Below are 26,133 nucleotides of genomic sequence, written 5' to 3'. Positions count from 1 at the left end.
AGACGGCGAAGCATGGGGCGCGCAGGGCGGCAGGGTCAAGCCGATCACGGCGAATCTAGCGGTAGCCTTGCGCCTGCAGCGAGAACAAGTGCGCATAGTGGCCGTCCTGCGCCATCAACTGTTCGTGGCTGCCGTGCTCGATGATGCGGCCGTCCTGGATCACGATGATCTGGTCGGCCATGCGCACGGTGGAGAAGCGGTGCGAGATCAGGATCGCGATGCGGTTGCCGGCCAGTTCGCGGAAATGCGCGAAGATACTCGCCTCGGCCTGGGCATCCATCGCGGCGGTGGGTTCGTCCAGCACCAGGATGTCCGCGCGCGAGCGCATGAATGCGCGGGCGAGGGCGATCTTCTGCCACTGTCCGCCGGACAGCTCGCGTCCCTCGCGAAACCACTTGCCGAGCTGGGTGTTGAAGCCGGACGGCAGACCGTCGATGAATTCGCTGGCCATGCCCTTGTCGCTGGCCTCGCGCCAGCGTGCCTCGTCCTCGAAATGGCTGACGTCGCCGGCGCCGACGTTCTCGCCCACGCGCATCTGGTAGCGCGCGAAATCCTGGAAGATCACGCCGATACGTTGCAGCAAGGTGCTCTCGTCCCAGTCTCGCAGGTCGGTGCCGTCGAGCAGGACGCTGCCGCTGTCGGGCGAGTACAGCCGCGTCAGCAACTTGATCAGGGTGGTCTTGCCGGAGCCGTTCTGGCCGACCAGTGCCAGCGATTCGCCGGGGCGGATATGCAGGTTGATCTCGTGCAGTGCCGGTTCGCTGGCGCCGGGATAGGTGAAGCTGACCTGCTCGAAGCGGATGCCATCGTCCGGTTTCGCGCCGCGCTGGGCCGAGCCCTGCGACGGCGGCACCGGCGTTTCCAGATATTCGTACAGGGTCGAAAGATACAGGTTGTCCTCGTACATGCCACCGATCGCCGACAGCATCGCCGACACCGCCGACTGGCCCTGCCGGAACAGCGACAGATACATGGTCATCTGACCGAGCGTGATGCGACCGATCACCGTGGTCATGGCGATCCACGCGTAGGCGCCGTACAGCGTGATCGTGCCGAGCAGGCCGAGTCCGAAGCCCCAGCTTTCGCGGCGGACGGTCAGGTCGCGGTCCTCGCCGTAGAGCTTGTCGAAAATGTCGCGGTAGCGATCCAGCAGCAGCGGGCCGAGCCCGTAGAGCTTGACCTCCTTGGCGTGGTCCTCGCGTGCCAGCACGGTTTCAAGATACAGCTGCATCCGGGTTTCCGGCGAACGCCAGCGGAATAGCCGGAAAGCGTCGCCGGAAAACTTGGTTTCGGACAGGAACGAGGGCAGCCCAGCCAGCAGCAAGACCGCCACCGCCCACGGTGAGAAGTGGAACAGCAAGGTGCCGTAGCTGATCAGCGAGATCGCGTTCTGGCCCAGTCCGAAAGTGCGGGTGACCAGCGATAGTGGCCGCGTGGACGCCTCGCGCCGCGCGCGGGTGAGCTTGTCGTAGAACTCGGAATCCTCGAAGTGCGCCAGCTCCAGCGTCAGCGCCTTCTCCAGGATCATCACGTTGACGCGTTGTCCGAGCTGCGCGCGCAGCAGCGACTGGCACATCGACAGGCCGCGCTGCGCACCGGCCAGAGCCGCCACCAGGAGGCCTTCCAGCGCCACCCACTGGAACACGGTTGCCAGCGGTGCATGTCCGCTGCTGGCCCACAGATGGCTTGCGGTGACCACCGCGTCGACGATATGTGCGCCGACATAGGCCACGCCGGCGGGCAGCAGACCGGCAATCAGGGTCAGCAACGCCAGCGCGATGGTCAACGGGCGGCTGGTGCTCCACACCAGTTCCAGTGCCCGCCCGCTGTAGCGGAACACGCCCAGGAAGCTGCGGGTGAGCTCGGTGGATTCAGCCGGCAATGAAGGAGCGTGAGGCGGCACGTGAGAGGAATGTCAGGGCAGGCGCGTGAGGGGCGCGGAAGTCCAGACATGGGGTTCGTGCCGCCTCATGCAAGTCAAACCTGATCCGGTATCAGTGCAGTTGCACATCCACCACTTGCTGCTCCGGCTGATACAGCGTCGGAAACAGTTTTTGAAGATTCGCAACCTTCGGTGCATCGTTGATGACGATATACGGATTGTCCGGATGCTCGCTGAAGTAATGTTGGTGGTACGCCTCGGCCGGGTAGAACGCCTTGAGCGGCACGACCTGGGTCACGATCGGTGCCGTGAAGGACTTCGCTGCCGTCAGCTGGGCGATGTAGTCGGTGGCGACCTTCTTCTGCTCGTCGTTGCCGTAGAAGATCACCGAGCGGTATTGCGTACCGCTGTCCGGACCCTGCCGGTTGAGTTCGGTGGGATCGAGCGCGACCGAGAAGAACACCTGCAGCAACTGGCCGTAGCTGACCTTGGCGGGGTCGAACTGCACCCTGACCGATTCCGCATGGCCGGTATCGCCGTCGCTGACTTCGTCGTAGTGCGCCGTGTCGGCGGCGCCACCGGAGAAACCGGCCACAACCTTGTGCACGCCCTTGACGTGCTCGAACACGGCCTCGATGCCCCAGAAACAGCCGCCGGCCAATACCGCGGTCTGCTCGCCTGCGGCGGTGGCCTTTGGCGTATCCACGGTGGGCGCGGGCAAGGCCTGAGCGTCGTTGGCCGCAGCGGGTTGGCAGGCGCTGATCCCGGCTACCATCAAGGCGGCGACTAGCGGGATAACGTGAAAGGCAGTTCGACGAATCATGGTGTGCCTCGCTGACAGTGGTTTTGTATCGAGCCGACCTTCGGTCCATGAAGTTACGTTCAAGCGCCTGCAACAGATGCAACGACCGACAGAGTGAATGCCGTTGCATGCGCGGGATACTGTCTCTTCGCTGGTCACACGGCTCCGGTTACCTGTTACCTGAATGAAGACCATCGGCGGGCGGGTACTATCGTGGTCCCGATTTCTCGAATATTGAGCCCGTGGATATTGAGCATGAGTGAATCCATCGACCTGGAGGCGTACCTCCGGCGTATTGGCCATACGGGTTCCGTCGCACCGCAGCTGTCGACCTTGCAGGCACTGGCGATCGCCCATGTGGCGACCATTCCGTTCGAGAATCTCGATCCGCTGCTGGGTCTGCCGGTCGATCTGGAGCTGGCCGCGCTGCAGCGCAAGCTGGTGCAGGACGGCCGCGGTGGTTATTGCTTCGAACAGAATCTACTGCTCGCGGCCGTGTTGCGGACGATCGGCTTCGAGGTGTCGGGGTTGATAGCGCGGGTGCTGTGGAACCAGCCGGAGGATGCAGTCACCGGCCAGACCCACATGCTGCTGCGCGTCGAGCTGGCGGGTGAGAGCTGGCTCGTCGATGTCGGTTTCGGCGGGCAGGTGCTTCCCGGAGCACTACGACTACAAACCGACATCGAGCAAGCCACTGGCCATGAGCCGTTCCGGCTGATTCTGCGAGATGGCGACTGGCGCATGCAGTCGCTGGTGCGCGGGCAGTGGTTGTCGCTGTACTGCTTCGACCTCAAGCCCAGCCAGCCGGTCGACTACGTGGTGGCCAACCACTACGTGTCCACGCATCCGGCGTCGCGATTTGTCAGCAACCTGATAGTGGCTCGCACCGCGGCCGATCGGCGCCTGAGCCTGTTCAACCGCGAGTTCACGATACGCCGCCTGGGACATGAGCCCGAGCGGCATGCGTTGCGCGATAGCGCAGAGATACGTGATGTCATGGAACGCGAGTTCCTGCTACGCGTGCCTGGCTACGCTGCCCTCGACCGGCGACTGGACGAGCTGCCGAGGTGATTCTTACTGCTGCCGGGGTTATTCAGCGCCCGAATCGGCCAGCACGTGGATCTCGATGTCGTCGATGGTGACTACCTGGCCCGCGTGGATCTTGCAGGTCTTGCGCAGCTCGATCTGCTGGTCCACCGAGACGGCGCCGGTGGCAACGATGGCTTTACCGGCGCCGCCGCTGTCGCACAGGCCGGTCAGCTTCAACAGCATGTTGAGCTCGACGTAGGTGCCTTCCAGTTCGAATTCGATGGTTTGCATGGTGTTCCGGCATTTCAGGGGTGCATAGGGTGACACAGCTTCACGCGCCAGCGTGGCTGTTGTCGAATGCGTCATCGGGCAAGGTGAGAAAGGCGAACCACGGAACCTCGTGCTCGCCGCCAAACGTCGCCGCGTCGTCGAGAATGCCAAGCAGGATGTTGTAGTCGGTCTCGGCAGCTTGGCGCAGTTCGTCGGCATGCTCGAACAGCAGCACATGCCCCCAGGCCGGTACCCAGCGCAGATCGCGCAAACAATCGGCCAGCGCATCCCAGTTGTAGCCGAACGATGCAGGCAAGGGCACCGATACGACCAGGCGTCGCAGCAACTCATCCTTGTCGTGGCAACCTGCCAGATCCGTGCGGCAGACGTGCAACTCGTGCTGCCGGGCGGTTTTGGCCAGGCGATCGAGATCGTGGGCGCCGACGAAATACACGCCGCTCTGGGTCGGCCGGGTCAGGTCCGGATCGAGGCCACGTGCGCTCATTGGCTTACCTTGAAGCTGCGGAAACTGCGGTAGTGGTCGTCGGTGTAGTAGTAAATGTCGGGTGGCGTGCCGCCGGTGATGATGCGCCTTGTGCCGCGCGTACTGGCACCGGGCGTCTCCACTGTGTATTCGTGGTAGTAGCCACGCGGCTGGGCCGGCAGCAGGTGTTCGTAGTTGCCGAACACCACCCCGTCCTGGCTGTGCGGAAACGGGCCGCCGCGGGCGATCAGGTCCAACGTGGTATGCGCTTCCGGCGGCAGGAAGGTGGGCAGCGTTGCTGTCGTGCCGCCGCTGAGAGTTGTGGTCGCGGCTTGATTGGCCGGGTGTTGCCGCCACAGCACCATGGCAACAATCAGGGCAGCGAGCAGGATCAGCGGGTTGAATCGACGCATGCGGATGAGCCGGTGTGGGGCATACGTTAAGCTTAATCCAGCCCATGCCTGCCGATATACCGGCAGATGACAGCGGGGTGTGATTGCAGGATGCTGGCGCGATGCCATCCATCCTCCACAGGAGCTCGCCATGATCGGCTACGTCACCTTGGGTACCAATGACATGTCGCGTGCAGCCACGTTTTACGACGCCTTGTTGGGGGAGGCAGGCGCGAAGCGACTGATGGAGACTGAGCGCTACATTTTCTGGGGCGTCTCGATGCAGCAACCGAGCCTCTGCGTGACCAAGCCGTTCGATGGCGAGCCGGCCACGATCGGCAATGGCGACATGGTAGCGCTGGTGATGGACAGCGCCGCCAAAGTCGACCGCCTGCATGCAAAGGCGCTGTCGCTGGGCGGTAGTGACGAAGGGGCGCCGGGCGATCGCGGCGGCGGCTTCTATGCCGGGTATTTCCGCGATCCCGAGGGCCACAAGCTCAACGTGTTCTGCACCGGCTGACTGCGGAGCTGGCAGCGCGCGGTATCAACGGCTGCCATCGACACGTGATTGCAGTGCCATCGCCGCGGCGGGGTTGCGATGCTTGGCGCTGCCGATGAAGAACACGAACACGTCGCGTGGCCGATTTGCCGCTTGCATCGCAGCCGCATGGGGCAGCTCGACAATGTCGTTGCCTGCAGCCCAGCGTTGCGCGTGTTCGGCCCAGCAATCCAGCGCCGCGGGCGTATAGCCGGTGGGAATCCCGTCGGCGCTTCGCATCAACCGTGCATAGGCGAAATCGCCGGTGAGGTCGGCCAGCGAGGGGTAATCGGGCGAATCGGTGAATACCGTCGGCACCGCATGGCTGCGTGCCAGTGCTACGTAGCACTCGCCCATGAAACTGGGATGGCGTACTTCGAGTACATGCCGCAATGGCTGGCCATTCAGCTCGCGTGGCAGCGTATCCAGAAACGTCGCCAGGTCGTCGGCATCGAACGGCCGTGATGGCGGTAGCTGCCACAGGATCGGTCCCAATCGATCGCCCATTTCAGCCAGGCCACCATGCACGAAGTTGCTGACTCCCTTGCCGACATCGGCCAGTCGCTTACCTTCGGTGATATAGCGTGGCGCCTTCAGCGAGAACACGAAGCCCGCTGGCGTTTCCGCTGCCCAGCGTGCATAGGTCACTGCTTTCTGTGCTCCGTAGTAGGTACCGTTGATCTCGATCGCGCGCAGCTGGCGGCTGGCATATTCCAGCTCGCGCTTCTGTACCAGTCCAGTTGGATAGAAGTTGTTGCGCCACGGCGTGTAGTTCCAGCCACCGATGCCGACGCGGATGTGTGGATCACTGGACGGAGAAGGGGCGAACAGGTCGCCGTTCAATTGACTCATCGGCAGGGTTTCCCAGCGAAACTTCGCATCATGTCGCATCGCCGTAGACGCTCTGCGAGCCCGATGCACAGCGTCAACCACGCCAGACCGCAAGCATAGCCGGCGACGACGTCGCTGAAATAATGCGCCTGCAGCAGGATGCGGCTGATGCCGATCAGACCGGCCAGCAACACGGCGGCGGCGATTACCACGCGATGCCAGCGAGGTGGCAGCAGGCGCAGCAGCACGTAGGCGAGCATGCCATAGAACACGGCGGAGCTGATCGCGTGACCGCTCGGAAAGCTCCAGCCGACATCGGTGACGAAGCGGGTGTCATGCGGTGGGCGCTTTCGCTGGAAGCTGTCCTTGATGCCGTAAGCAAGTGGCAGGATGCCGACCTGCACGATGGCCCAGCAAGCCGACAGGCTCCATTGCCGACGCAACAACAGGATCAGCAGCATCAGCGTGGACATCGTGACTACCCATGGCGTGTCGCCGAGCAGGCTGACGGTGGAAAGCAGGGGCATGGCTGATTGCGGCAGCTGTGTGTGCATATCAGCTGCAAGGACGGTGTCGAAGCGCACCAGTGCGCCGGGCTCGCCGGTGCCGATAGCGAAAGCGATGACGGCGAATAGCAGGGTTGCCAATGTGCCCAACATGACGATGGTGCGTGACTGCATCACATCTGGCTGGCGGCCATTGGCTACAGCGGTCAGGCGCAGTCGTTCGTTGTGCTGCCAGGCCAGGTCGCTGCCCAGCAGGGCGAGCAGTGGCAGCAGGACCCACAGCAGCAAGGCGTGGGCGGCGATCCACTCCGCCAGGGCATTCATCTCGATCTTCGATCCTCAGTCGGTACGCCGGGTGGCATCGCGAAAAGAGTCAATGATCGGTGCTGGCGCGTGATGCGTCGAGAGGCTGCGTTATGGCCGTGACTTTCAGCGCTGGCCTCGAAGGCGGTTTGCCTCGATAGTGGGCCGATTCCAACCTGTGGAGTCGCCGATGTCCCTGCGATACCTTTCCCCGCGTCTGGCGGGATGCTGCACACTGTTCGTGTTCGCCACTGCTGTGCTGGCACAGACACCTGCGGTCCCGACGACAGTGCCGGCGGCTGCCGCGTCATCCAGCGCGTCCACTCCGCCTGCGCAGCTGCAGGATTTCGGTACCTACGTCGACAGCGCACGCAAGACCTTCGATGTGCCAGGTATCGCGGTGGCGATCGTCAAGGACGGCAAGGTAGTGATGGAGCAGGGCTTTGGCTTGCGCGAGATCGGCAAGCCGGCTCCCGTCGATGCACACACGCTGTTCGCGATCGCCTCCAACACCAAGGCGTTCACCGCCGCCTCGCTGCAGCAGCTGGCCGAACAGGGCAAGCTGAAGATGGACGACCGGGTGATCGATCACCTGCCGTGGTTCCGCATGTCAGATCCGTACGTGACGCACGAGATGCGCATCCGCGACCTGTTGGCGCATCGCAGCGGCCTTTCGCTCGGTGCTGGCGATTTGCTGTACTGGCCGCCGACTTCCTATACGACGAAGGAAGTGGTCGAGCGCCTGCGCAATGTGCCGATCAAGAACAGCTTCCGCAGCAACTACGCCTACGACAATATCCTGTTCGCGGTGGCTACCCTGGTGATCGAGCAGGCCTCCGGCCAGAGCTATGCGGACTATGTGCGCGAGCACATCTTCCAGCCGGTCGGCATGGATGAATCGCTGATCGACAAGACCTATCTGAAACCCGGTATGGACGTGGCGATTGGCCACGCCAAGGCCAACTTCAAGGATCTCGAACCGGTGCCGCCGATGGCGTGGCTCAACGATCCTGGTGCTGGCGGTATCTATGCCAGCGTGCATGACCTGGCCAAGTGGATGAACGTGCAGCTGGCTGGTGGTGTGCTGCCGACCAAGGGCGCAGATGGCAAGCAGGCCCGCTTGTTTTCCGCGGACAGCCAAAAGCAGATGTGGTCGATGCTGACCCCGATCACCATCGGCACGCCACCGATCCCGGAGCTGGCGCCACTGACACCGCACTTCTACGGTTACGGCGAGAGCTGGTTCCTGTCCGACTACCGTGGCCAGCGGCTGGTCTGGCACACCGGCGGCTGGCCGGGCATGGTCTCGCGCGTGACGCTGGTACCGGAACTGCATCTGGGCGTGGTGGTGCTGACCAACCAGGAGTCCGGTGCCGCGTTCAATGCAGTAACGTATCGCGTGCTTGATGCCTATCTGAATCCAGACAAGAAGACGGATTGGGTGGCGGTGTACGACAAGGCGGTGAAGCTCGGCGAAGCCAAGGCTGACGACAGCCTGGCCAGGCATGAAGCCGCTCGCGACAAGAACAGCAAGCCCTCGCTGCCGCTGGCGCAATACGCCGGTACTTATCGCGATCCGTGGTACGGCGACGTCATCATCAGCAACGAGAATGGCAAGCTGCGCCTGCGCTTTTCGAAAACGGCGCAATTGATCGGCACGATGACGCCATGGCAGCACGACACTTTCACCGTGCGCTGGGACGATCGCGCGCTCAACGCCGATGCATTCGTCAACTTCAGCATGGATGTGGACGGCCATGTCCGGGAGGTGCGCATGCAGCCTATGTCGCCATTGACCGATTTCAGCTTCGATTTCCAGGATTTGCGGCTGGCTCCGCTCAAGCCGGCTGCTGAAGAAGAGTGATGATGAAGGGATCGCCCAGCGCACAGGTGCGCGGGCATTCCCTCTGTTCGATGCCGTGATTTCATAACCAGTGTCAGGGGGTGTGCATGTCGTGCCGTCGTCGTGTCCTGTCCAGAGTCACCCTTGTCGTACTGCTGACGGGGTGTTTTCCCGCATTTGCCGCGGAAGATGTCGCTGCGCTGATCAAGCGTCAATCGCAGGAGTTCTCCGATGCCTCGGCCAGCGGCGACGCTGCGGTACTTAGTCGCTATCTCGATGATCGGGTGACCTTCATGATCGAAGATGGCAGCGTGGTGTCGAAACACGACATCGTTGCCAGCGCTGGCCCGGCTCCGAGCGGTATGTCCAACCATCTCGTGCAGACCGATTTCAACGTCGAGGTCTATGGCACGGTGGCGGTGACCCGATTCACCGACCAGTCCACGGTGACCGTGGCCGGGCAGGTGTCGCATACGAACTATCGTTCGACCGAGGTATGGCAGAAAGAGGCTGCCGGCTGGCGCATGATTTCCAGCCAGACCATCGCGGTGCCACAGGATCCGCCGGCTATCACGTTGCCGACAACGGTGCTGGATGAATACGCGGGCACGTACAAGGCTGGCGCCGATTTCACTTTCGTGATTACCCGTCATGGCGACGAGCTCACCGGCGCCGTGAATGGCGGCAAGCCCTATGCGCTGAAGGCGGAACTGAAGGATGTGTTGTTCACGCCTGGCCAGCCGCGGCTACGCCGGATCGTCCAGCGCGATGCCGGCGGCAAGGTCATCGGGGTGATCAGCCGGCGTGATGGCCATGATGCATTGATATTGAAACGGACAAGTTGAGCTGTACTGAAGTGGCGCGTGGCCCTGCTTCGGGCAAGACCGCGCGCTTTTGAACATTCGATCACCAGGGGATTCGTGATGCACTATCGCCGTCATGCTGTCGTTGCATTGTTGTGTCTGGGGTTGCTGTCCGGCACGGCCATCGCACGGCAGGACACGTCTGCCGTTCCCGCTCATCGTTTCTTCCATGTGCAACTTGGTGCCGCTTCGGCGCAGCCAACTTCCGGTCGGCTGCTGCTATTCGCAATCGAGGCTAAGACCGCCGAAGTCGAAGCAAAGGCAGACTCCGACGGCAAGAGCAACGTGGTCGATGAAGTGGATGCCAATCCGTTCCGTGCCACCGAAACCAGCGTGGCTGCGCGCGAGGTAAGTCGCTGGATGCCGGGGCAGAGCATCGATGTCGACGCCGATCGGCTGGCCTTCCCAGCCGGCTGGTCACAGCTGCCGCCGGGCGATTACTACATGCAGGCCGTGCTCGACGTCGATCACAGCTACAACTACACCGGGCGTGGCGCCGGCGATCTGGTCAGCGATGTGGTGAAGGTCCATCTGCCAACGGCCAGCATTCCGACGCTGACCCTGGTCAAGGCGTTGCCGGCACGCGATCCGTGGGTGGTACCCGCATCGGCGCCAGCACCCATGCGCGAGGCGGTTGCAGCGGCGCGCCAGCATGCGACGCTGGTGGATTTCACCAGTCCTGCGCTGAGTGCATTCTGGGGACGTCCGATTCACATGCGCGGCTGGGTATTGACGCCGCCGGGCTATGACGCCAAGTCCAGCAAACGCTATCCCGTGGTTTATTACACACAGGGATTCGGCGGCAACAACGATCGCGTGATGGGGCCGCTGTCCAACGTCAATGCAGCGATGGCGAAGGGCGAGATGCCGCCGATGATCTGGGTATTTCTCGACGAATCGAGCCCGACCGGCACGCATGAGTTCGCCGATTCGGTGAACAACGGCCCGTGGGGTCGCGCGCTCACCGAGGAGCTGATCCCGCGGCTGGAATCGCAATACCGGATGGATGGTCGTCCGAACGGCCGTTTCCTCAACGGTCATTCCTCCGGCGGGTGGGCCACGCTGTGGCTGCAGACGCGTTATCCGAAGATCTTCGGTGGCACCTGGTCGACCTCGCCCGATCCCAGCGACTTCCATGATTTCACCGGCATCGACCTGTATGCGCCAAACGCCAATGCCTACCACCGGCCCGATGGATCGGCGTATCCACTGGTGCGCGATCACGCCAAGGTACTCGGCACGTTCGAGCAGTTCGCGAAGCTCGAGCGCGTGCTCGGCTCCTATGGCGGCCAGTTGGCCTCGTTCGATTGGGTGTTCTCGCCACGCGGCAAGGACGGTCAGCCCGAGCCGATGTTCGACCGCGACACCGGTGCCGTCGATCCTGTGGTGGTTGCCTACTGGCGCGATCACTACGACATCGCCTGGCGACTGCAGCGGGAGTGGCCACAGCTGAAGGCCGATTTGGATGGCAAGATCCACCTGTATGTCGGCACGGCCGATACGTTTTATCTGGATGGTGCCGCGCACAAGCTGCAGGCGGTGCTGGATGGCCTGCATGCGAAGTCCGAGTTCCATTTCCTGTCGGATCGCACGCACTTCGACCTGTACAAGCAAGGCGGGGATCGCCAGGGCCTGCTCAAGCAGATCAGCTGGGAGATGTATGCGGCGGCACGACCGGATTCGAAGCTGAAACCGCTGGCGGCAGCGACTCCGTGAGTACTGGCGGACGGTTGTTTCGCAAGTTCATGCGATATCGCCGTCTGTCAAATGAACGCCGGATGCCGGCTCTATCTTGTCGTCACAATTTTGCGGCATAGTCATGCGGCAGGCATTGCCGTTGCGGGTGCCTGGGTGTCGTCACAGGCAGTCGCATACCGCTTGATGCGGAAGGCAACGGGCATGGGATCGACAAAGCGGGATGGGTGATTCCTTACAAGCGGATCGTTACCTGTACCGCTGAGCGAATTCACGTTGGAGGGAGTCCGAAGATGAAATCGTCAGCTTTGTTTGCCGTGGCACTGGCCTGTCTGTTTGCCGGTTCCGCTGTTTATGCCCAGCAGGCCTCCGCGCCGGCTGGTTCCACCGGCCAGTGCAAGGACGGCAGCTATTCCAGTCAGGCCAGCAAGAAGGGTGCGTGCAAGGGGCACAAGGGTGTGAAGGAGTGGTACGCCGCAGCCGGCACATCAGCTGCGCCTGCCGCCGCCGCCGCCCCCGCCGCCGCAGCTGCACCAGCCGCGGCGGCCGCCCCAGCTGCTGCGGCAGCGACCTCGAAGAAGGGCGCGTCAGCACCTGCCGCCACCGCAGCAGCGGGCGGTGGTCCGGGCCAGGTGTGGGTCAATACCGGTAGCAAGAGCAAGGCGTATCACTGCCAGGGCAGCAAGTGGTACGGCACCACCAAGGAGGGCAAGTACATGAGCGCCTCGGACGCGACGGCAGCGGGTTATCACGCAGCCAAAGGCGAGAAATGCTCGTAATCCGCGGTTTCGACCGCTATTAGCGGTACCCACAACGGGCCGGTTCATGCCGGCCCGTTGTCTTGGCTCACGACCCATGCCACGGATCGTAGCTGCCAAAAGACCATAGATGGCCTTCCAGGTCACGACAACTGTAGCCGGCACCGCCGTAGTCCTTCTCGGCGTAGTCGTTGACGATCACTGCACCCATGTCCTTGGCCTGTTGATAGTGCGACTTGCAGTTGGCGACGACGACATAAGGGCATTGCGTCTCGCGACCACCGACCTCTTCGGGCTGAACCATGTGCCGACCAAATTCATTGTCGCGCACATCACCAAGCATGATCATGCCGTTGCCATAAGAGAGTTGGGCGTGTTCGACGCCACCTTGCTCGTTCTCGTAGACGGCATGCTTTTCGAAACCGAAGGCCTTGCACAGCCAGTCGATCGCGGCATGGGCGTCGCGGTAGCGCAGGCCGGGGATGATCGTGCTGCCAGTTGTTGCGGATGTGGCCATGACGGTGACTCCGGTGGCGGGAACCGGACATCAGGCTAGCGCCGTGGCAGGTTGCCGGCATGTGAAACTGTTCTGGGAGTTACCAGATCATCATGCAGGTCGCACTCAATCCTTGTCGTCATTGCTTTCGGCAATCGGCGGCAGGTTGCGCACCACCATGCTCTGCGGGCTCGTCATGGGCAGTTTTGCATCGCGCAGGCGTTCAAGTGTCTCGAACAGCAGATCACTCTTCACGCTGCTGACATCGCGCGGACTGTTGACGTATGCCGTGCAGCTGAACAGCATCGAGCCGCCATCGAGGTTATCCAGCTGCACGCTCGGCGCCGGCATGCTGAGCGTGCCAGGGTGCATGCGCAGCACGTCCAGGATCAGCTCGCGCGCCTTGCTGGCATCGGTATCCAGCGGCATCGGCAGCTTGATCTGCACGCGGCCCTGCGCGTTGGCCAGGGTCACATTGCGCACATTCTGCGTGATGAACTGCGAGTTCGGCACGATCATGGTGGAGCGATCACTCATCTGAATCTCGGTGGCGCGCACGTTGATCCGGCGGATGTCGCCCTCGACGCCGCCGATGCTGACCCAGTCGCCCACCTTCACCGGGCGCTCGGCGAGCAGGATCAGACCGGAGATGAAGTTCTGCACGATCGCCTGCAGGCCGAAGCCGATGCCGACCGAGAGTGCGCTGGCCATCCAGGCAATGCTCTGCAAATCCACGTTCAGGCTGGCCAGTGCCAGCACGAATACCAGCACACCGCCGACATAGCCCAGCAGGGTGATCATCGAGTTCTGCATGCCTAGATCGAGCGAGGTCTTCGGCAGCAGCTGATCGCTCAACCAGCGCTTGAGGACGCGCAACACAATCAAGCCGAGCGCGAACACCAGCGCCGCATCGAAGATGTTGCCAGGCACGATCTTGAGCGAGCCCAGCGAGCCACCCGACAGCAGGGTGCCAACACGTCCCACCAGCTCCTGTGGCCCGGCACCAAACGGTGCCAGCACGATCGCCACGGCGAGGATCAGCAAGACGGCGCGGGTAATGCCGGAGAGCAGGGTGCCGGTCTGTTCCAGTGCACTGGTGGGCAATCCGAAGCTGCTCTGCATGCGCTTGCCGGTGCGTCCCTTGGGCGCGAACACCGTGTCGAAGATGTCATCGACCAGATGCATCAGCAGGTATAGCGCCGTCAGGATCACGCCGACCCACAGCATCTGCCGCGCGATGAAGAACGCGAAGGCGATGTAGCCCGTTGCCACGCCGAGCAGGGTGATGCCGACGCAGACGTAGGCCGCTGCCACCACGAGGCCAACCCATAAAGGGCGTTGCCCAGGCAACTCGCCAGCAGCAAGCACGGCGCGCCGCGACTGGCCCAGGCGCATTAGCGCGCTGCCGACCAGGAGCCCGGTCATCACAGCGAGCAGCCCGCGCGTGGTCACCGTGGTCGCGAGGCTGGCCCCGATCGCGCTGTTGATATGTTCGATGACCCCGAGCAAGAGGGCCCCGCCACCCAACAGCCACGGAAATGCGCGCAGCCGGTGCGCGGCATCATCGGACAGGGCCGACAGTCGCCATGACGGGCGATTGTTCGACAGCATGGCGCGGCCAAGGCCGGTCATGAAGGCGGCAAAAGTCACCAGTTGCACCAGCTTCCGCGCCAGCTCATCCAGATCGTCGCTGAGCAGATCGTTCCAGTTCAGCGCGAGGTAGGCGAAATGGGCGGTCAGCCCGATCGCCAGCGTATTGGCCAGCGTCACCGCGACGGCCAGCGCACTGCGTCGCAGCCGGCCAGCGGGCATGCGGTTGGTGGTCACGTTTACCAGTACACGCTCGATCAGCCAGCGCCCCACGCTGAGCAGCAAGGCAGCAATGATCAGGCAGAGCACGAACGGCGTGCGATTGGGTGGTTGCCAGGCCTGCCTGACAGCCGCCGCGGCGTCGCTGCCCAGTCGCTGGACACGTGTGGTGTCATCAGGAAGAGCCTTGATCGGGTCGATCCAGAAGGCTCTGCTGAATGGCGTGGCCGTGCGCGAGGCGAGCTGGGCCTGGAACTGGTCTGCTCGCAACTCGGCGACGTGCGCCGCCAACTGGGCAGCTTCCGTGCTGAGCGAATTGGCCTGCTTGATCTGGCCGTCCAGGTCATTCTTGGCTTTGCCCAGCTGCCGGCGTTGCGCACTGAGTTCGGCAGATTCGGCAGGTGCCCCCTTGGCTGGCGGCGGCCCGAGTACATCCAGCCGGGCCTGCAGGCTGGCGGATTGCGGTGACAGGGTTGCGCCCAACTGCTCCGCCTGCTGCTGCACGGCGAGCGCGTTGGCGCGCACGTCGGTCAGTGGTACATCGCCTTTGCTGGCATCTACCGTGGCCTTGATGCTGTCCAGTTGGGAGCGCAACTGGGTGAGTATCTGTGCGGGAGTTTGTATCGGCGCCGAAGCGGTTGCCGTGGCATTCGCGGTGTCTTGCGCCCACAGGCTGCTGCTGGACAAGGCGAACAACAGGATGAGGAGATAGCGGAACAGGGTAGGCATCAGTCGATGATCACGGCCTTGTCGCGATGGGTCAATCGAAATGACCGCCGGAGCGTTCGGGCTTTGACGCAGTGTTCAGGCTCAACGAATCATCGCATGGCAGGTTTGTTCGGCTTTTCAGTGCTGGCCGGAGACAAGCAGTGCCTCGCGCCGAGCAAGGCTCGCCGCAGGCCAGTACTCGCTCAGTTTGTAGAATTCGTCCACGGCCGGCGTGCCTGGTGGCAGCTGCACCCATGGTTGCTTGGTCGAGGTGAAGATGTGGATGTCCGGCGATAGCCGGCCCGGTTCCTTCAGTGTGCCCACGCGCACGAATGCCATCGCCTTGCCGCCGCCGGGATAGTGACTCCACAACGCGACATGGCATTGCGGGCAACGCGCGATCAGCTGCCCCTTGCCACTGTGGGACGGGGTGTTCACCAGTACTGGTTCGCCCTGCAGCAGCATGACGCGATCGGTTTCGATCACCGCATTCAGTGCGAATGATGCACCGGTTTCACGCTGGCACCAGGTGCAATGGCAGCAATGCACGAACATCGGTTCGCTGGTCAGTCGGTAGCCTATGGCACCGCATGTGCAGGCACCTTCCAATGCTTCGGTCGTCACGGTCGGCTCTCCCGTCTCGCGTCGATGAGGTGGTACATGGCGCGATATCGTCACACCGCTACGGGTGTGCTTCAAGCACAATGTCGGCCTACGCGAGACGGGAACGCCTGATGATCTTCCGCTGGTTCGAATCCTTCATCGATCCGTTCAAGGAGCCGGTTGACGACATGCCGCCGCGGTCGGTGACGGGGTTTTACCTGTTCTATCTGCGCCAGGTGTGGCCGGTGTTCGCGGCGGCAACCGTGGTGGGTTTTGTCGTGGCGATCATCGAGGTATCGCTGTTCGGCTTCATCGGCAGCATCGTCGACATGGCCAAAGGGGTGCCGGCACCGGATTTCTTCCAGCGGCATGGCCACGAGCTGCTATGGATGGGCTTCGTGGCGCTGATCGCGCGACCGTTGGCGATCAGCGCGCACGACCTGCTGGTGAACCAGTCGATCGCCCCCAGCCTGACCAACCGCATCCGCTGGCAGAACCACCGCTACGTGATCCGGCAAAGCCTGGGCTTCTTCCAGAACGACTACGCCGGGCGTATCGCCAATCGCATCATGCAGACCGGTGCTTCGCTGCGTGAGTCGGCGGTGCAGATCGTGGATGCGATCTGGTACGTCACCATCTACACCGGCAGTGCGATCGTGCTGTTTGCGCAGGCGGACTTCTGGCTGGCCGCGCCGTTGGTGCTGTGGTTGTTCGCCTATGTCGGTACGCTTGCGTTCTTCATTCCGCGCACCAAAGAGCGCTCATGGCTGGCCTCGGAAGCGAAGTCCAAGCTGATGGGGCGCATCGTCGACGGCTACAGCAATGTGCTGACACTGAAGCTGTTCGCGCATACGCGGCGCGAGGAAAGCTACGTGGCCGAAGCGATGGCCGAGCAGACCGGCAAGCTGCGTCGGATGACCCGGCTTACCACTGCGATGGATGCCAGCATCACCACGCTCAACGGCTTCCTGATCGTCGGCACTTCGGCGCTGGCGATCTGGCTGTGGAGCCAAGGCAAGGTGACGGTGGGCGCAATCGCACTATCGACCGGGCTGGTGATCCGCATCAACAACATGTCCGGCTGGATCATGTGGGTGGTCAATGGCATTTTCGAGAACGTCGGCACCGTGCAGGATGGCATCACCACGATCTCGCAGCCGCGGGCGGTGCAGGACCGCGAAGGCGCGATGCCGCTGGAAGTGGTCAACGGCGCAGTGCACTTCGAGCAGATCCATTTCCACTATGGGAAAAAGGGCGGAGTGATCGCGGGGCTCGACCTGGCAGTGCGCGCAGGCGAGAAGATCGGTGTGGTCGGACCGTCCGGCGCGGGCAAGTCCACCCTGGTCAACGTGCTGCTGCGGCTCTATGACCTCGAAGGCGGCCGTATCCTGATTGACGGCCAGGACATCGCGAACGTCACCCAGGAAAGCCTGCGCTCGCAGATCGGCGTGGTGACCCAGGACACCTCATTGCTGCACCGCTCGATCCGCGACAACCTTCTATACGGTCGCCCTGACGCCAGCGAAGCGCAGATCCTCGACGCCGTGCGCAAGGCACGCGCCGACGAATTCATCCCGCAATTGGTCGATGGCGAGGGTCGTCTCGGCTATGACGCCTTGGTCGGCGAGCGTGGCGTGAAACTCAGCGGCGGCCAGCGCCAGCGCATCGCCATCGCCCGCGTGCTATTGAAGGATGCACCGATCCTGGTGCTCGACGAAGCCACCTCGGCGCTCGACTCCGAAGCCGAGGCCGCGATCCAGGACAGCCTCGATATCCTGATGCAGGGCAAGACCGTGATCGCGATTGCGCACCGCCTGTCCACCATCGCGCGGATGGACCGGCTAGTGGTGCTGGACAAGGGCCATATCGTCGAGACCGGCACGCACGCGGAATTGATCGCGCGCGAGGGGCTGTATGCGAGGCTGTGGAAGCGGCAGACCGGCGGATTCGTGGCGGCAGAAGATGCGCTGGCCTGACGGCCCGCGCATGGGGTTATCGCGGACAGCCGGATTCATGTCGCGTGTCGCTGCAATGCTAGGCTACGCGTTTTGACGGAAAGGACGGGTATGCCGGAGGCTGGTCGAAAGCACGCTGTCCTGGTGGGAGCGGGCATCCTCTGCAGCCGCATTTTCGGCCTGGTGCGCCAGCGGGTGTTCTCGCACTTCTTCGGCCTGTCGGACGCCGCGGATATCTTCAGTGCGGCGCTGCGCATCCCCAATTTTCTGCAGAACCTGTTCGGGGAAGGCGTCCTCTCGGCTTCCTTCATCCCGGTCTACGCCAGGCTGCTCGGGCAGGGCAAACATGAGGATGCTGGCCGGCTGGCTGGCGCGATAGCGGCCATCCTCGCCTTGGTCATCTCGATAATCGTTGCTCTCGGTATCGTGGCCACGCCATCGCTGCTGTGGCTGATCGCACCCGGTTATACGGGTGAGAAGCGGGAGCTGACGATCCTGATCGTGCGCATCCTGTTTCCCGGTACGGGCGTTCTGGTCTGGTCGGCGTGGTGCCTTGGCATCCTCAACAGCCACCACAAGTTCTTCCTGTCCTACGTCGCGCCGGTGGTGTGGAACCTGTCGATGATCGCGACGCTGCTTATCTTCAGGAACCTGCCGTCCGACAAGCTGATCGTGTATCTGGCTTGGGGCACCGTGCTGGGCTGTCTGCTGCAGTTCCTGGTCCAGTTGCCGTCGGTGCTGAAGTTGGTGCCCGACATGCAGTTTCGCCTCGATATGCGCAGCCTCCATGTGCGCCAAGTCGTCGGCAGCTTCATGTCCGTGGCAGTTGGGCGCGGTGTCGTGCAGATCAGTGCCTTCGTCGATCAGGCGATTTCGACCCTGCTGGGCCGAGGCGCGATGGCGGCGATGACCACGGCGGCCTCGATCAACATGCTGCCGATCAGCCTGTTCGGCATGGCCGTATCGGCCGCGGAGCTGCCTACCTTGTCGCGGATGGCCGGGCAGGAGTTCGACGAGGCCACCGCAGCGAGTCTGTCAGCGCGACTGGACAGTGGACTGGAACGCATCGCGTTCTTCGTGGTTCCTTCGGCCGTGGCATTTTTCGCCTTGGGCAATGTGATTGTGGCGGCGCTATACCAGTCGGGCGAGTTCACCAGCAAGGATTCTTATTACGTCTGGGCGATCCTTGCCGGCTCGGGCGTGGGGCTGCTCGCCTCGACCTTTGGTCGTCTCTATTCGTCAACCTATTACGCGCTGCGGGATACAACGACGCCCTTGCGCTTCGCGCTGGTGCGACTGGCCGTCACTGCGGCATTGGGTCTCGCCAGTGCGTTGTTTTTGCCTTCGATGCTTGGCCTGCCGACGCAGTGGGGTGCGGTGGGTCTTACCGCCTCAGCTGGCGTGGCTGGCTGGATCGAGTTCTATCTGTTGCGACGGAAGATGAACAGGAAGCTGGGGCCAACCGGTGTCCCGATCCCGATCATGTTCAAGCTCTGGTCGGCGGCGTGTCTGGCTGCCTTGGCAGCATGCGTTGCCGAGTACGCGGTGCCCAGCCACGGCCCGATACTGACCGCGATCTACGTGCTAGGCATTTATGGCGTGGCCTATTTCGCCGTGACTTATCTGATGCACATCAAGGAATGTGTGGAGTTGCTGGGCAAGCTCCAACAACGTCTGGGCAGGAGATAGCTGCTCGGATAATGGCCATCGGCCAGCACCGGTGTGGCTCACTCGCACGGGAGTGCCGGTGGCCGGACTAGTTGCGGTATGCGGCCGACCGGCTTGTGCTGTGGGGCTTTGCGCCCGTAAAATGGTCTGCTTTCGTATAAGGGAATCATTGACTTAGACGGGCGCGGCGAGTGCAGGCCAGAGTCAGTGGCCAGATTTGTGTGGCCGGATTGAATCGGTTTCAAATCATGCGGTTGCGCAAGTTTTCGGGGTATCAAGCGAGAGTGGCGGAATTGGTAGACGCACCAGATTTAGGTTCTGGCGGTTAACCCCGTGGGGGTTCGAGTCCCCCCTTTCGCACCATGCCCCGTTGGGTTCCTTGGATTTTTCGGCGGCAGTTGTCGCCATGGCGCCTGTGCCAGGCCCACAACATTCGGTAGTACCAGGAGACGTCATGCAGGTTTCGGTTGAGAACATTGGCACGCTCGAGCGCAAGCTCACGGTGAAATTCCCCGCGGAGCGGTTCGAGACGCAGGTGAGCGCGCGCATTACGGAAATGGGCCGCACGATGCGCCTGAAGGGTTTCCGTCCGGGCAAGGTGCCGACGACGGTGATCAAGCAGCGCTTCGGTTCGCAGGTGCGTGGCGAAGTGTTGTCCGACCTGATCGGCAGCACCCTGCGCGAGGCGGTGGAGCAGGAAAAGCTGCAGCCGATCGCGAACCCGGCAATCAATACCACTGGCCAGCCGGAGAATGGCGAGATCGCCTACACCGCCACTTTCGAGATCATGCCGGAGTTTCCCGCCGTCGACGTGGCTGCGCTTGAGATCGGCCGCCCGGTCGCAGTGGTGGCCGATGCCGATATCGACAAGATGCTTGAGACCTTGCGCCAGCAGCGCCGCAGTTTCGATGCGGTCGATCGCGCTTCGGCTGAAGGCGATTTCGTGATGTTCGAATATGCCGCCGAGGCAGGTGACTACCGCTTTCCGAGCGAGGGCCTGGAACGCGCAGGCAGCGTGATCGGTTCGGGCACCTTGTTCAAGGCGCTGGACGAGGCACTTGTCGGTCGCAAGGCGGACGAGAGCTTCGATACCGAGATCGCGTTTCCGGAAGATTTCCGCAACGACCAACTCGCCGGCAAGACGGCCAAGGTCAACTTCAAGATCATCAAGGTGCAGGAGCCGAAGCTGCCCGAGATTGATGCTGAATTCGCCAAGCTGTTTGGTATCGAGGATGGGGATCTGGAGACCTTCCGCAAGGAAGTTCGCTCGAATCTCGAGCGTGAACTGAAGGCTGCGTTGATGGGACGCCTGAAGTCCGAAGTGGCCGAAAAGCTGGCCGATGCGCACGCTGGACTGGACGTACCGAAACTGATGGTGCAGTCCGAGGCGCGCAACATGGCCGTCGCCAGCGTGCCGCAGGGTCAGCAGCCGCCGCCGCAGTTGATCGATGCAGCTATGCCGATCGCGCGCAAGCGGGTGATCGCCGGCCTGCTGATGGGCGAGATTGCCCGCAAGCAGGAGATCAAGATCGACCGCAAGCGTATTGCCGAGCAGCTCGCCGCGATCGCCTCGACCTATGAGGAGCCGGAGAAGGTCATTGAACTCTATAACGGCGACCCCCAATTGATGTCTGGGTTGCAGAATCGCGTGATGGAAGATCAGGTAGCCGAGTGGGTGGCGGAACATGCCAAGACCACCAACCTGGATCTGAGCTTCGATGACGTGATGCGCCCAGCCGGTGCCTGATTGATTCAGACACCGTGACAATCGGGCCTGATTCGATTTCAGGCCCGATGCCATACTGTCAGGCACATCAACCGGAGAGCTGCAATGGCCATGGATCAGATCCAGAACCTCAATTTGATACCGATGGTCGTCGAGCAGACCGCTCGCGGCGAGCGCTCCTATGACATCTACTCGCGCCTGCTGAAGGAGCGGGTGATCTTCCTGGTGGGCGAAGTCAACGACCAGGTCGCCAACCTGCTGGTCGCGCAGATGCTGTTCCTTGAGTCGGAGAACCCGGACAAGGACATCCAGTTCTACATCAACAGCCCGGGCGGCGCGGTCACCGCGGGTCTGGCGATCTACGACACCATGCAGTTCATCAAGCCGAACGTCAGCACCATGTGCATCGGCCAGGCCTGCAGCATGGGCTCGTTCCTGCTGATGGCCGGCGCCAAGGGCAAGCGCTTCGCGCTGCCGAACTCGCGCATCATGATCCACCAGCCCTCCGGCGGTGCGCAGGGGCAGGCGACCGACATCGAGATTCAGGCGCGCGAGATCCTGTATATCCGTGAGCGTTTGAACAAGTTGTATGTCCAGCACACCGGCCAGCCGCTTGAGAAGATCGAGCTGGACATGGAGCGTGACCGCTTCATGAGCCCGGTGGACGCAAAGGCTTACGGCCTGATCGACGAGGTGCTCGACAAGCGCGCCGGCGAAACGGTCAAATCGGCCTGATTTCCACGTTCTACCCACGAGCCGTGAAGCGGGCTCTGCGTCTGGATGCAGACGCGGAGCCCTGTGTTATTCTCGCGGCGCATCCAGATTTACCAGCGGGATCGAAAGTATGAGCGACGACCGGCAGGGGCGTTCCAGCGACAGCGGCAAGATTCTCTATTGCTCCTTCTGTGGCAAGAGCCAGCACGAAGTACGCAAACTGATCGCGGGTCCGTCCGTGTTCATCTGCGACGAGTGCGTGGAACTGTGCAACGACATCATCCGCGAGGAGCTGGAGGAAAAGGCTGCCTCCGGCCGTACCCAGCTGCCGAAGCCGCGTGAGATCCGCGAGTCGCTGGATCAGTACGTGGTAGGCCAGACCCGCGCCAAGAAAGCACTGGCAGTGGCGGTGTACAACCACTACAAGCGGATCGAGTCGCGCCAGAAGAGCGACGATATCGAGCTGGGCAAGTCCAACATCCTGCTGATCGGACCGACCGGTTCGGGCAAGACGCTGCTGGCCGAGACACTGGCGCGCCTGCTCAACGTGCCGTTCACGATCGCCGACGCCACCACCCTGACTGAAGCTGGTTACGTGGGTGAGGATGTCGAGAACATCATCCAGAAGTTGCTGCAGAAGTGCGACTACGACGTCGAGAAGGCGCAGTCGGGCATCGTCTACATCGACGAGATCGACAAGATCTCGCGCAAGAGCGAAAACCCGTCGATCACCCGCGATGTGTCGGGCGAAGGCGTGCAGCAGGCGCTGTTGAAGCTGATCGAGGGCACGCTGGCCTCGGTGCCGCCGCAGGGTGGCCGCAAGCATCCGCAGCAGGAATTCCTGCAGGTCGACACCAAGAACATCCTGTTTATCTGCGGCGGTGCTTTTGCCGGGCTGGAAAAAGTCATCCAGCAGCGTTCGGAGAACACCGGCATCGGCTTCTCCGCCGAGGTCCGCAGCAAGGAGCGCACCGAGAATCTGGGCAAGGTGCTGGCGGATGTGGAGCCGGCGGATCTGGTGCGTTTCGGCCTGATTCCTGAGTTCGTGGGGCGTTTGCCGGTGGTGGCTACGCTGGACGAGCTGGACGAGCCGGCGCTGGTGAAGATTCTCACCGAGCCGAAGAATGCGGTCACCAAGCAGTTCAAGAAGCTGTTCGAGATGGAAGAGGTCGAGCTGGAGTTCCGCCCCGAGGCGCTGCAGGCGATCGCCAAGAAGGCGCTCAAGCGCAAGACCGGTGCCCGTGGCCTGCGCACCATCCTCGAACAGGTACTGCTCGACACGATGTACGAGCTGCCCTCGCTGGAGCACGTCAGCAAGGTGGTAGTGGATGACGCCGTGATCGATGGCCAGGCCGAGCCTTACCTGATCTATCGTGGCAACCTGCAGCAGCGCGTGGCTGGTGAGGGTGGTGGCGACGCCGCCTGATTCCCTTCGCAGGCTTGTCATGGCAACGGCTCCGGTGATTTCGCCGGGGCCGTTCTGTTTTAAGCGCCGGCGCACCTTGAGTGAGCGTCCGGTTGTCACCACTTGACCTGATGATGTGCCCGGCGCAGTGTCGGGACGAAACTTGATTCGAATTCCGAGGAACCCTTCTTCCCATGGCCAAGAACGCCCCCCTTCCAGCTGCGTTGGACGCTCTTCCGGTATTGCCGCTACGTGATGTGGTGGTTTACCCACATATGGTCATCCCCTTGTTTGTCGGTCGCGACAAGTCCATGCGCGCACTTGAGCGCGCGATGGAGGGTGAGCGGCAAATCCTGCTGGTGGCGCAGAAGAGCCCGGACATCGATGATCCGGAGATTGCCGACCTGCACCAGATCGGCACGCTGGCCGGCGTACTGCAGTTGCTGAAGTTGCCTGACGGCACCGTCAAGGTGCTGGTCGAAGGCCAGTCGCGGGTGTCGGTCGAGGATTTCAAGGAAGAGGGCGGCATGCTGATGGCCCGCTCACGCCTGATCGAACCGGTCTACAACGCCAAGGAACGTGAACTTGACGTGGTCTCGCGCACGTTGATCTCGCTGTTCGAGCAGCTGGTCAAGCAGAGCCGCAAGCTGCCGCCTGAAGTGTTGGCCAGCCTGTCTGGCATCGACGATCCGTCGCGCGTTGCCGACTCCATCGCCGGGCACCTTTCCGTACGCATGGCCGACAAGCAGAAGGTGCTGGAAACGGCCGACGTAGGCCAGCGGCTGGAGTTGCTGATCGGCCTGGTCGATGGCGAGATGGACTTGCAGCAGGTCGAGAAGCGCATCCGCGGCCGGGTCAAGTCGCAGATGGAGAAGAGCCAGCGCGAGTATTACCTCAACGAGCAGATGAAGGCGATCCAGAAGGAACTCGGTGATAGCGAGGAGGGTCCGAACGAGATCGAGGAACTGCAGAAGAAGATCGAGACCTCCGGCATGCCCAAGGCCGTGCTGACCAAGGCACGTCAGGAATTCAGCAAGCTCAAGCAGATGTCGCCGATGTCCGCCGAGGCGACCGTGGTGCGCAACTATCTCGACTGGCTGGTCGGCGTGCCGTGGAAGAAGCGCAGCAAGGTACGCAAGGATCTGCAGATGGCGCAGGAAGTGCTTGATGCCGATCACTTCGGGCTGGAGAAGGTCAAGGATCGCATTCTTGAATATCTCGCCGTGCAGCAACGCGTTTCGGTGATGAAAGGCCCGATCCTGTGCCTGGTCGGCCCGCCCGGCGTGGGCAAGACCTCGCTGGGGCAGTCAATTGCCAAGGCTACCAATCGGAAATTCGTGCGCATGAGCCTCGGTGGCGTGCGTGACGAAGCCGAGATCCGCGGTCACCGGCGCACTTATATCGGTTCGATGCCCGGCCGCATCGTGCAGAACATCAACAAGGTGGGCGCCAAGAACCCGCTGTTCGTGCTGGACGAGATCGACAAGATGTCGATGGACTTCCGTGGCGATCCGTCGTCGGCCTTGCTGGAAGTGCTCGATCCGGAACAGAACCACGCATTCAACGACCATTACCTCGAGGTCGATCTCGACCTGTCCGAGGTAATGTGGATCGCCACGGCGAATTCGCTGAACATTCCCGGTCCGCTGCTCGATCGCATGGAAGTCATCCGCATTCCCGGTTACACCGAGGATGAAAAGCTCGGCATCGCGCAGAAATATCTGCTGTCGAAGCAGCTTAAGGCGAATGGTCTGAAGCCCGAAGAACTCAGCGTGGACGAAGAGGCGTTGCGTGACATCGTGCGCTACTACACGCGTGAGTCGGGCGTGCGTAGTCTTGAGCGTGAAATTTCCAAGATCTGCCGTAAGGTGGTCAAGGAGCTGACCCTGGGCGAAGTGAAAAAGGCCAAGGCAAAAACCTCGTCCGCAAAGACGGGCAAAGCCAAGGCCAAGCCGGGAGTAGGGCGGGTGAAGGTGGACTCGGCCAACCTGGATCATTACCTGGGTGTCCGTCGCTTCGATTTCGGCCGCAAGGAACTGCAGAACGAAGTGGGCCTCGTGACAGGGCTGGCCTGGACTCAGGTCGGTGGCGAATTGCTCAGCATCGAAGCCTCGGTGGTGCCCGGCAAGGGCCGACTGGTGAATACCGGTCAGCTTGGTGATGTGATGAAGGAGTCGATCCAGGCGGCGTTGTCGGTTGTGCGTGCGCGCGTCGATCAACTCGGTATCGACCCCGATTTCCATCAGAAACTCGACGTGCATATTCACGTGCCTGAGGGCGCCACGCCGAAGGACGGCCCCAGCGCCGGCGTCGCGATGTGCACGGCGCTGGTTTCCGTGCTGACCAAGGTGCCGGTGCGCTCTGAAGTGGCGATGACCGGGGAGATCACCTTGCGTGGCCGTGTGCTGCCGATCGGCGGCCTGAAGGAGAAGCTGCTGGCGGCGCATCGCGGCGGGATCACCACGGTGATCATCCCGGAGGATAACAAGAAGGATCTGGCCGACATGCCAGCCAACATCACCTCATCGCTGGAAATTCATCCGGTGCGCTGGATCGACGAGGTGCTGGACATCGCGCTGGAGCGCCCGCTGCAGCCGAACGTGGCCAAGGAGGAGGAAGCTCCGGCTGCAGTTGCTGGTGAACCGACAGAAGTACACTCGCGCACGCATTGATCCGGCCTGCAGGCTGGTTCACCAAAAATGCCCTGCTTTGGCGGGGCATCTTTCGTCTGTTTGCCTGCATCGTTGGATGATCTTGCGTCGTAGCCCTCTGGCGCTCGTTTTGCAAGCGATTTCGTTTGTCGCTGATGTTCCGGAAACGTTGCTGTGGCTTGTGTTGCGGATTCCAGCAACG

The 26,133-nt window shown here is 62.3% G+C and carries 22 protein-coding genes and 1 tRNA gene; 13 read left to right on the top strand and 10 right to left on the bottom strand.

Annotated features, from left to right (window positions below; all coding sequences use genetic code 11):
* Window positions 1–55: 55 nt before the first annotated feature.
* Together GSQ75_RS04900 and msrA are read right to left on the bottom strand one after the other, a co-directional pair.
* A complete protein-coding gene (locus GSQ75_RS04900) occupies window positions 56–1,882 on the bottom strand; it encodes an ABC transporter ATP-binding protein (protein WP_254058433.1) in 1,827 nt (608 codons plus the stop codon).
* Between the two features lie 112 nt (window positions 1,883–1,994).
* On the bottom strand, window positions 1,995–2,705 hold the full coding sequence (msrA, locus tag GSQ75_RS04895) for a peptide-methionine (S)-S-oxide reductase MsrA (RefSeq protein WP_158753364.1): 711 nt from the start codon (window positions 2,703–2,705) through the stop codon (window positions 1,995–1,997).
* A 234-nt stretch (window positions 2,706–2,939) separates the two neighbouring features.
* On the opposite strand from msrA, the gene GSQ75_RS04890 reads away from it, so the two are divergent.
* Entirely contained in the window at window positions 2,940–3,755 is an 816-nt protein-coding gene (locus GSQ75_RS04890) for an arylamine N-acetyltransferase (protein ID WP_158753363.1), read from the top strand.
* Window positions 3,756–3,773: 18 nt separating this feature from the next.
* On the opposite strand, the gene GSQ75_RS04885 is transcribed toward GSQ75_RS04890, so the two are convergent.
* Genes GSQ75_RS04885 through GSQ75_RS04875 form a run of 3 tightly spaced genes read right to left on the bottom strand, consistent with a single transcriptional unit; the run spans window position 3,774 to window position 4,880 of the window.
* The gene (locus tag GSQ75_RS04885) at window positions 3,774–4,004 is read right to left on the bottom strand and encodes an RNA-binding S4 domain-containing protein (RefSeq protein ID WP_158753362.1); all 231 of its coding nucleotides are present in this window, start codon (window positions 4,002–4,004) and stop codon (window positions 3,774–3,776) included.
* Window positions 4,005–4,044: 40 nt separating this feature from the next.
* A complete protein-coding gene (locus tag GSQ75_RS04880; protein WP_158753361.1) occupies window positions 4,045–4,488 on the bottom strand; it encodes a barstar family protein in 444 nt (147 codons plus the stop codon).
* The gene (locus GSQ75_RS04875) at window positions 4,485–4,880 is read right to left on the bottom strand and encodes a ribonuclease (RefSeq protein WP_158753360.1); all 396 of its coding nucleotides are present in this window, start codon (window positions 4,878–4,880) and stop codon (window positions 4,485–4,487) included. Before GSQ75_RS04875 ends, GSQ75_RS04880 begins: the two co-directional genes overlap by 4 nt.
* Before the next feature lie 130 nt (window positions 4,881–5,010).
* Here GSQ75_RS04875 and GSQ75_RS04870 point away from each other — a divergent pair, with 130 nt between their 5' ends.
* Window positions 5,011–5,379, top strand: a complete 369-nt coding sequence (locus GSQ75_RS04870) for a VOC family protein (protein WP_158753359.1) — start codon at window positions 5,011–5,013, stop codon at window positions 5,377–5,379.
* 24 nt (window positions 5,380–5,403) lie between these two features.
* On the opposite strand, the gene GSQ75_RS04865 is transcribed toward GSQ75_RS04870, so the two are convergent.
* Together GSQ75_RS04865 and GSQ75_RS04860 are read right to left on the bottom strand one after the other, a co-directional pair.
* Complete coding sequence (locus tag GSQ75_RS04865) at window positions 5,404–6,249, bottom strand: DUF72 domain-containing protein (protein WP_158753358.1); 846 nt, start codon at window positions 6,247–6,249, stop codon at window positions 5,404–5,406.
* Window positions 6,246–7,058 carry a phosphatase PAP2 family protein gene (locus GSQ75_RS04860; RefSeq protein ID WP_158753357.1) on the bottom strand — a complete coding sequence of 271 codons (813 nt, stop codon included), beginning with the start codon at window positions 7,056–7,058 and terminating at the stop codon, window positions 6,246–6,248. The genes GSQ75_RS04865 and GSQ75_RS04860 overlap by 4 nt, the downstream gene beginning before the upstream one ends.
* 169 nt (window positions 7,059–7,227) lie before the next feature.
* On the opposite strand from GSQ75_RS04860, the gene GSQ75_RS04855 reads away from it, so the two are divergent.
* From GSQ75_RS04855 to GSQ75_RS04840, 4 genes are all read left to right on the top strand, one after another.
* Window positions 7,228–8,901, top strand: a complete 1,674-nt coding sequence (locus GSQ75_RS04855) for a serine hydrolase (protein WP_158753356.1) — start codon at window positions 7,228–7,230, stop codon at window positions 8,899–8,901.
* Window positions 8,902–8,987: 86 nt separating this feature from the next.
* Window positions 8,988–9,725 (top strand): nuclear transport factor 2 family protein, encoded by a 738-nt coding sequence (locus GSQ75_RS04850; protein ID WP_158753355.1) that lies wholly within the window; start codon window positions 8,988–8,990, stop codon window positions 9,723–9,725.
* Window positions 9,726–9,803: 78 nt separating this feature from the next.
* Window positions 9,804–11,459, top strand: coding sequence for an alpha/beta hydrolase-fold protein (locus tag GSQ75_RS04845; RefSeq protein ID WP_158753354.1), 1,656 nt, complete (start codon window positions 9,804–9,806; stop codon window positions 11,457–11,459).
* Between the two features lie 272 nt (window positions 11,460–11,731).
* Window positions 11,732–12,217: a DUF3761 domain-containing protein gene (locus tag GSQ75_RS04840; protein ID WP_158753353.1), complete on the top strand. Its 486-nt coding sequence runs from the start codon at window positions 11,732–11,734 to the stop codon at window positions 12,215–12,217.
* Window positions 12,218–12,284: 67 nt separating this feature from the next.
* On the opposite strand, the gene GSQ75_RS04835 is transcribed toward GSQ75_RS04840, so the two are convergent.
* From GSQ75_RS04835 to GSQ75_RS04825, 3 genes are all read right to left on the bottom strand, one after another.
* Window positions 12,285–12,713 carry a VOC family protein gene (locus tag GSQ75_RS04835; RefSeq protein ID WP_158753352.1) on the bottom strand — a complete coding sequence of 143 codons (429 nt, stop codon included), beginning with the start codon at window positions 12,711–12,713 and terminating at the stop codon, window positions 12,285–12,287.
* A gap of 105 nt (window positions 12,714–12,818) precedes the next feature.
* Entirely contained in the window at window positions 12,819–15,230 is a 2,412-nt protein-coding gene (locus GSQ75_RS04830; RefSeq protein ID WP_158753351.1) for a DUF3772 domain-containing protein, read from the bottom strand.
* 117 nt (window positions 15,231–15,347) lie between these two features.
* Window positions 15,348–15,833: a GFA family protein gene (locus GSQ75_RS04825; protein ID WP_254058432.1), complete on the bottom strand. Its 486-nt coding sequence runs from the start codon at window positions 15,831–15,833 to the stop codon at window positions 15,348–15,350.
* 113 nt (window positions 15,834–15,946) lie between these two features.
* On the opposite strand from GSQ75_RS04825, the gene GSQ75_RS04820 reads away from it, so the two are divergent.
* The 7 genes from GSQ75_RS04820 (at window position 15,947) to lon (ending at window position 25,952) form a co-directional block, all read left to right on the top strand.
* A complete protein-coding gene (locus tag GSQ75_RS04820) occupies window positions 15,947–17,788 on the top strand; it encodes an ABC transporter ATP-binding protein (RefSeq protein ID WP_174236697.1) in 1,842 nt (613 codons plus the stop codon).
* Window positions 17,789–17,878: 90 nt separating this feature from the next.
* Window positions 17,879–19,456 (top strand): murein biosynthesis integral membrane protein MurJ, encoded by a 1,578-nt coding sequence (gene murJ / locus GSQ75_RS04815; RefSeq protein WP_174236691.1) that lies wholly within the window; start codon window positions 17,879–17,881, stop codon window positions 19,454–19,456.
* A gap of 257 nt (window positions 19,457–19,713) precedes the next feature.
* Window positions 19,714–19,798: transfer RNA gene (locus GSQ75_RS04810), tRNA-Leu, on the top strand.
* Between the two features lie 91 nt (window positions 19,799–19,889).
* Window positions 19,890–21,182: a trigger factor gene (tig, locus tag GSQ75_RS04805; RefSeq protein ID WP_158753349.1), complete on the top strand. Its 1,293-nt coding sequence runs from the start codon at window positions 19,890–19,892 to the stop codon at window positions 21,180–21,182.
* 90 nt (window positions 21,183–21,272) lie between these two features.
* Window positions 21,273–21,896, top strand: coding sequence for an ATP-dependent Clp endopeptidase proteolytic subunit ClpP (gene clpP, locus GSQ75_RS04800; protein ID WP_216840640.1), 624 nt, complete (start codon window positions 21,273–21,275; stop codon window positions 21,894–21,896).
* A gap of 109 nt (window positions 21,897–22,005) precedes the next feature.
* Window positions 22,006–23,301: an ATP-dependent Clp protease ATP-binding subunit ClpX gene (gene clpX / locus GSQ75_RS04795; RefSeq protein ID WP_158753348.1), complete on the top strand. Its 1,296-nt coding sequence runs from the start codon at window positions 22,006–22,008 to the stop codon at window positions 23,299–23,301.
* A 173-nt stretch (window positions 23,302–23,474) separates the two neighbouring features.
* Window positions 23,475–25,952 carry an endopeptidase La gene (gene lon / locus GSQ75_RS04790; protein ID WP_158753347.1) on the top strand — a complete coding sequence of 826 codons (2,478 nt, stop codon included), beginning with the start codon at window positions 23,475–23,477 and terminating at the stop codon, window positions 25,950–25,952.
* Window positions 25,953–26,133 lie beyond the last annotated feature (181 nt).

The sequence above is a fragment of the Dyella sp. S184 genome (genome assembly GCF_009766065.1).
GTDB lineage: Bacteria > Pseudomonadota > Gammaproteobacteria > Xanthomonadales > Rhodanobacteraceae > Rhodanobacter.
This window is presented reverse-complemented; position numbering and strand designations above follow the sequence as displayed.

What these genes read in the sequence shown, in the direction of transcription:
- msrA (WP_158753364.1), bottom strand. Translation starts at nt 2,705, where the DNA reads ATGATTCGTCGAACTGCCTTTCACGTTATCCCGCTAGTCGCCGCCTTG.
- GSQ75_RS04890 (WP_158753363.1), top strand. Translation starts at nt 2,940, where the DNA reads ATGAGTGAATCCATCGACCTGGAGGCGTACCTCCGGCGTATTGGCCAT.
- GSQ75_RS04885 (WP_158753362.1), bottom strand. Translation starts at nt 4,004, where the DNA reads ATGCAAACCATCGAATTCGAACTGGAAGGCACCTACGTCGAGCTCAAC.
- GSQ75_RS04880 (WP_158753361.1), bottom strand. Translation starts at nt 4,488, where the DNA reads ATGAGCGCACGTGGCCTCGATCCGGACCTGACCCGGCCGACCCAGAGC.
- GSQ75_RS04875 (WP_158753360.1), bottom strand. Translation starts at nt 4,880, where the DNA reads ATGCGTCGATTCAACCCGCTGATCCTGCTCGCTGCCCTGATTGTTGCC.
- GSQ75_RS04870 (WP_158753359.1), top strand. Translation starts at nt 5,011, where the DNA reads ATGATCGGCTACGTCACCTTGGGTACCAATGACATGTCGCGTGCAGCC.
- GSQ75_RS04865 (WP_158753358.1), bottom strand. Translation starts at nt 6,249, where the DNA reads ATGAGTCAATTGAACGGCGACCTGTTCGCCCCTTCTCCGTCCAGTGAT.
- GSQ75_RS04860 (WP_158753357.1), bottom strand. Translation starts at nt 7,058, where the DNA reads ATGAATGCCCTGGCGGAGTGGATCGCCGCCCACGCCTTGCTGCTGTGG.
- GSQ75_RS04855 (WP_158753356.1), top strand. Translation starts at nt 7,228, where the DNA reads ATGTCCCTGCGATACCTTTCCCCGCGTCTGGCGGGATGCTGCACACTG.
- GSQ75_RS04850 (WP_158753355.1), top strand. Translation starts at nt 8,988, where the DNA reads ATGTCGTGCCGTCGTCGTGTCCTGTCCAGAGTCACCCTTGTCGTACTG.
- GSQ75_RS04845 (WP_158753354.1), top strand. Translation starts at nt 9,804, where the DNA reads ATGCACTATCGCCGTCATGCTGTCGTTGCATTGTTGTGTCTGGGGTTG.
- GSQ75_RS04840 (WP_158753353.1), top strand. Translation starts at nt 11,732, where the DNA reads ATGAAATCGTCAGCTTTGTTTGCCGTGGCACTGGCCTGTCTGTTTGCC.
- GSQ75_RS04835 (WP_158753352.1), bottom strand. Translation starts at nt 12,713, where the DNA reads ATGGCCACATCCGCAACAACTGGCAGCACGATCATCCCCGGCCTGCGC.
- GSQ75_RS04830 (WP_158753351.1), bottom strand. Translation starts at nt 15,230, where the DNA reads ATGCCTACCCTGTTCCGCTATCTCCTCATCCTGTTGTTCGCCTTGTCC.
- murJ (WP_174236691.1), top strand. Translation starts at nt 17,879, where the DNA reads ATGCCGGAGGCTGGTCGAAAGCACGCTGTCCTGGTGGGAGCGGGCATC.
- tig (WP_158753349.1), top strand. Translation starts at nt 19,890, where the DNA reads ATGCAGGTTTCGGTTGAGAACATTGGCACGCTCGAGCGCAAGCTCACG.
- clpP (WP_216840640.1), top strand. Translation starts at nt 21,273, where the DNA reads ATGGATCAGATCCAGAACCTCAATTTGATACCGATGGTCGTCGAGCAG.
- clpX (WP_158753348.1), top strand. Translation starts at nt 22,006, where the DNA reads ATGAGCGACGACCGGCAGGGGCGTTCCAGCGACAGCGGCAAGATTCTC.
- lon (WP_158753347.1), top strand. Translation starts at nt 23,475, where the DNA reads ATGGCCAAGAACGCCCCCCTTCCAGCTGCGTTGGACGCTCTTCCGGTA.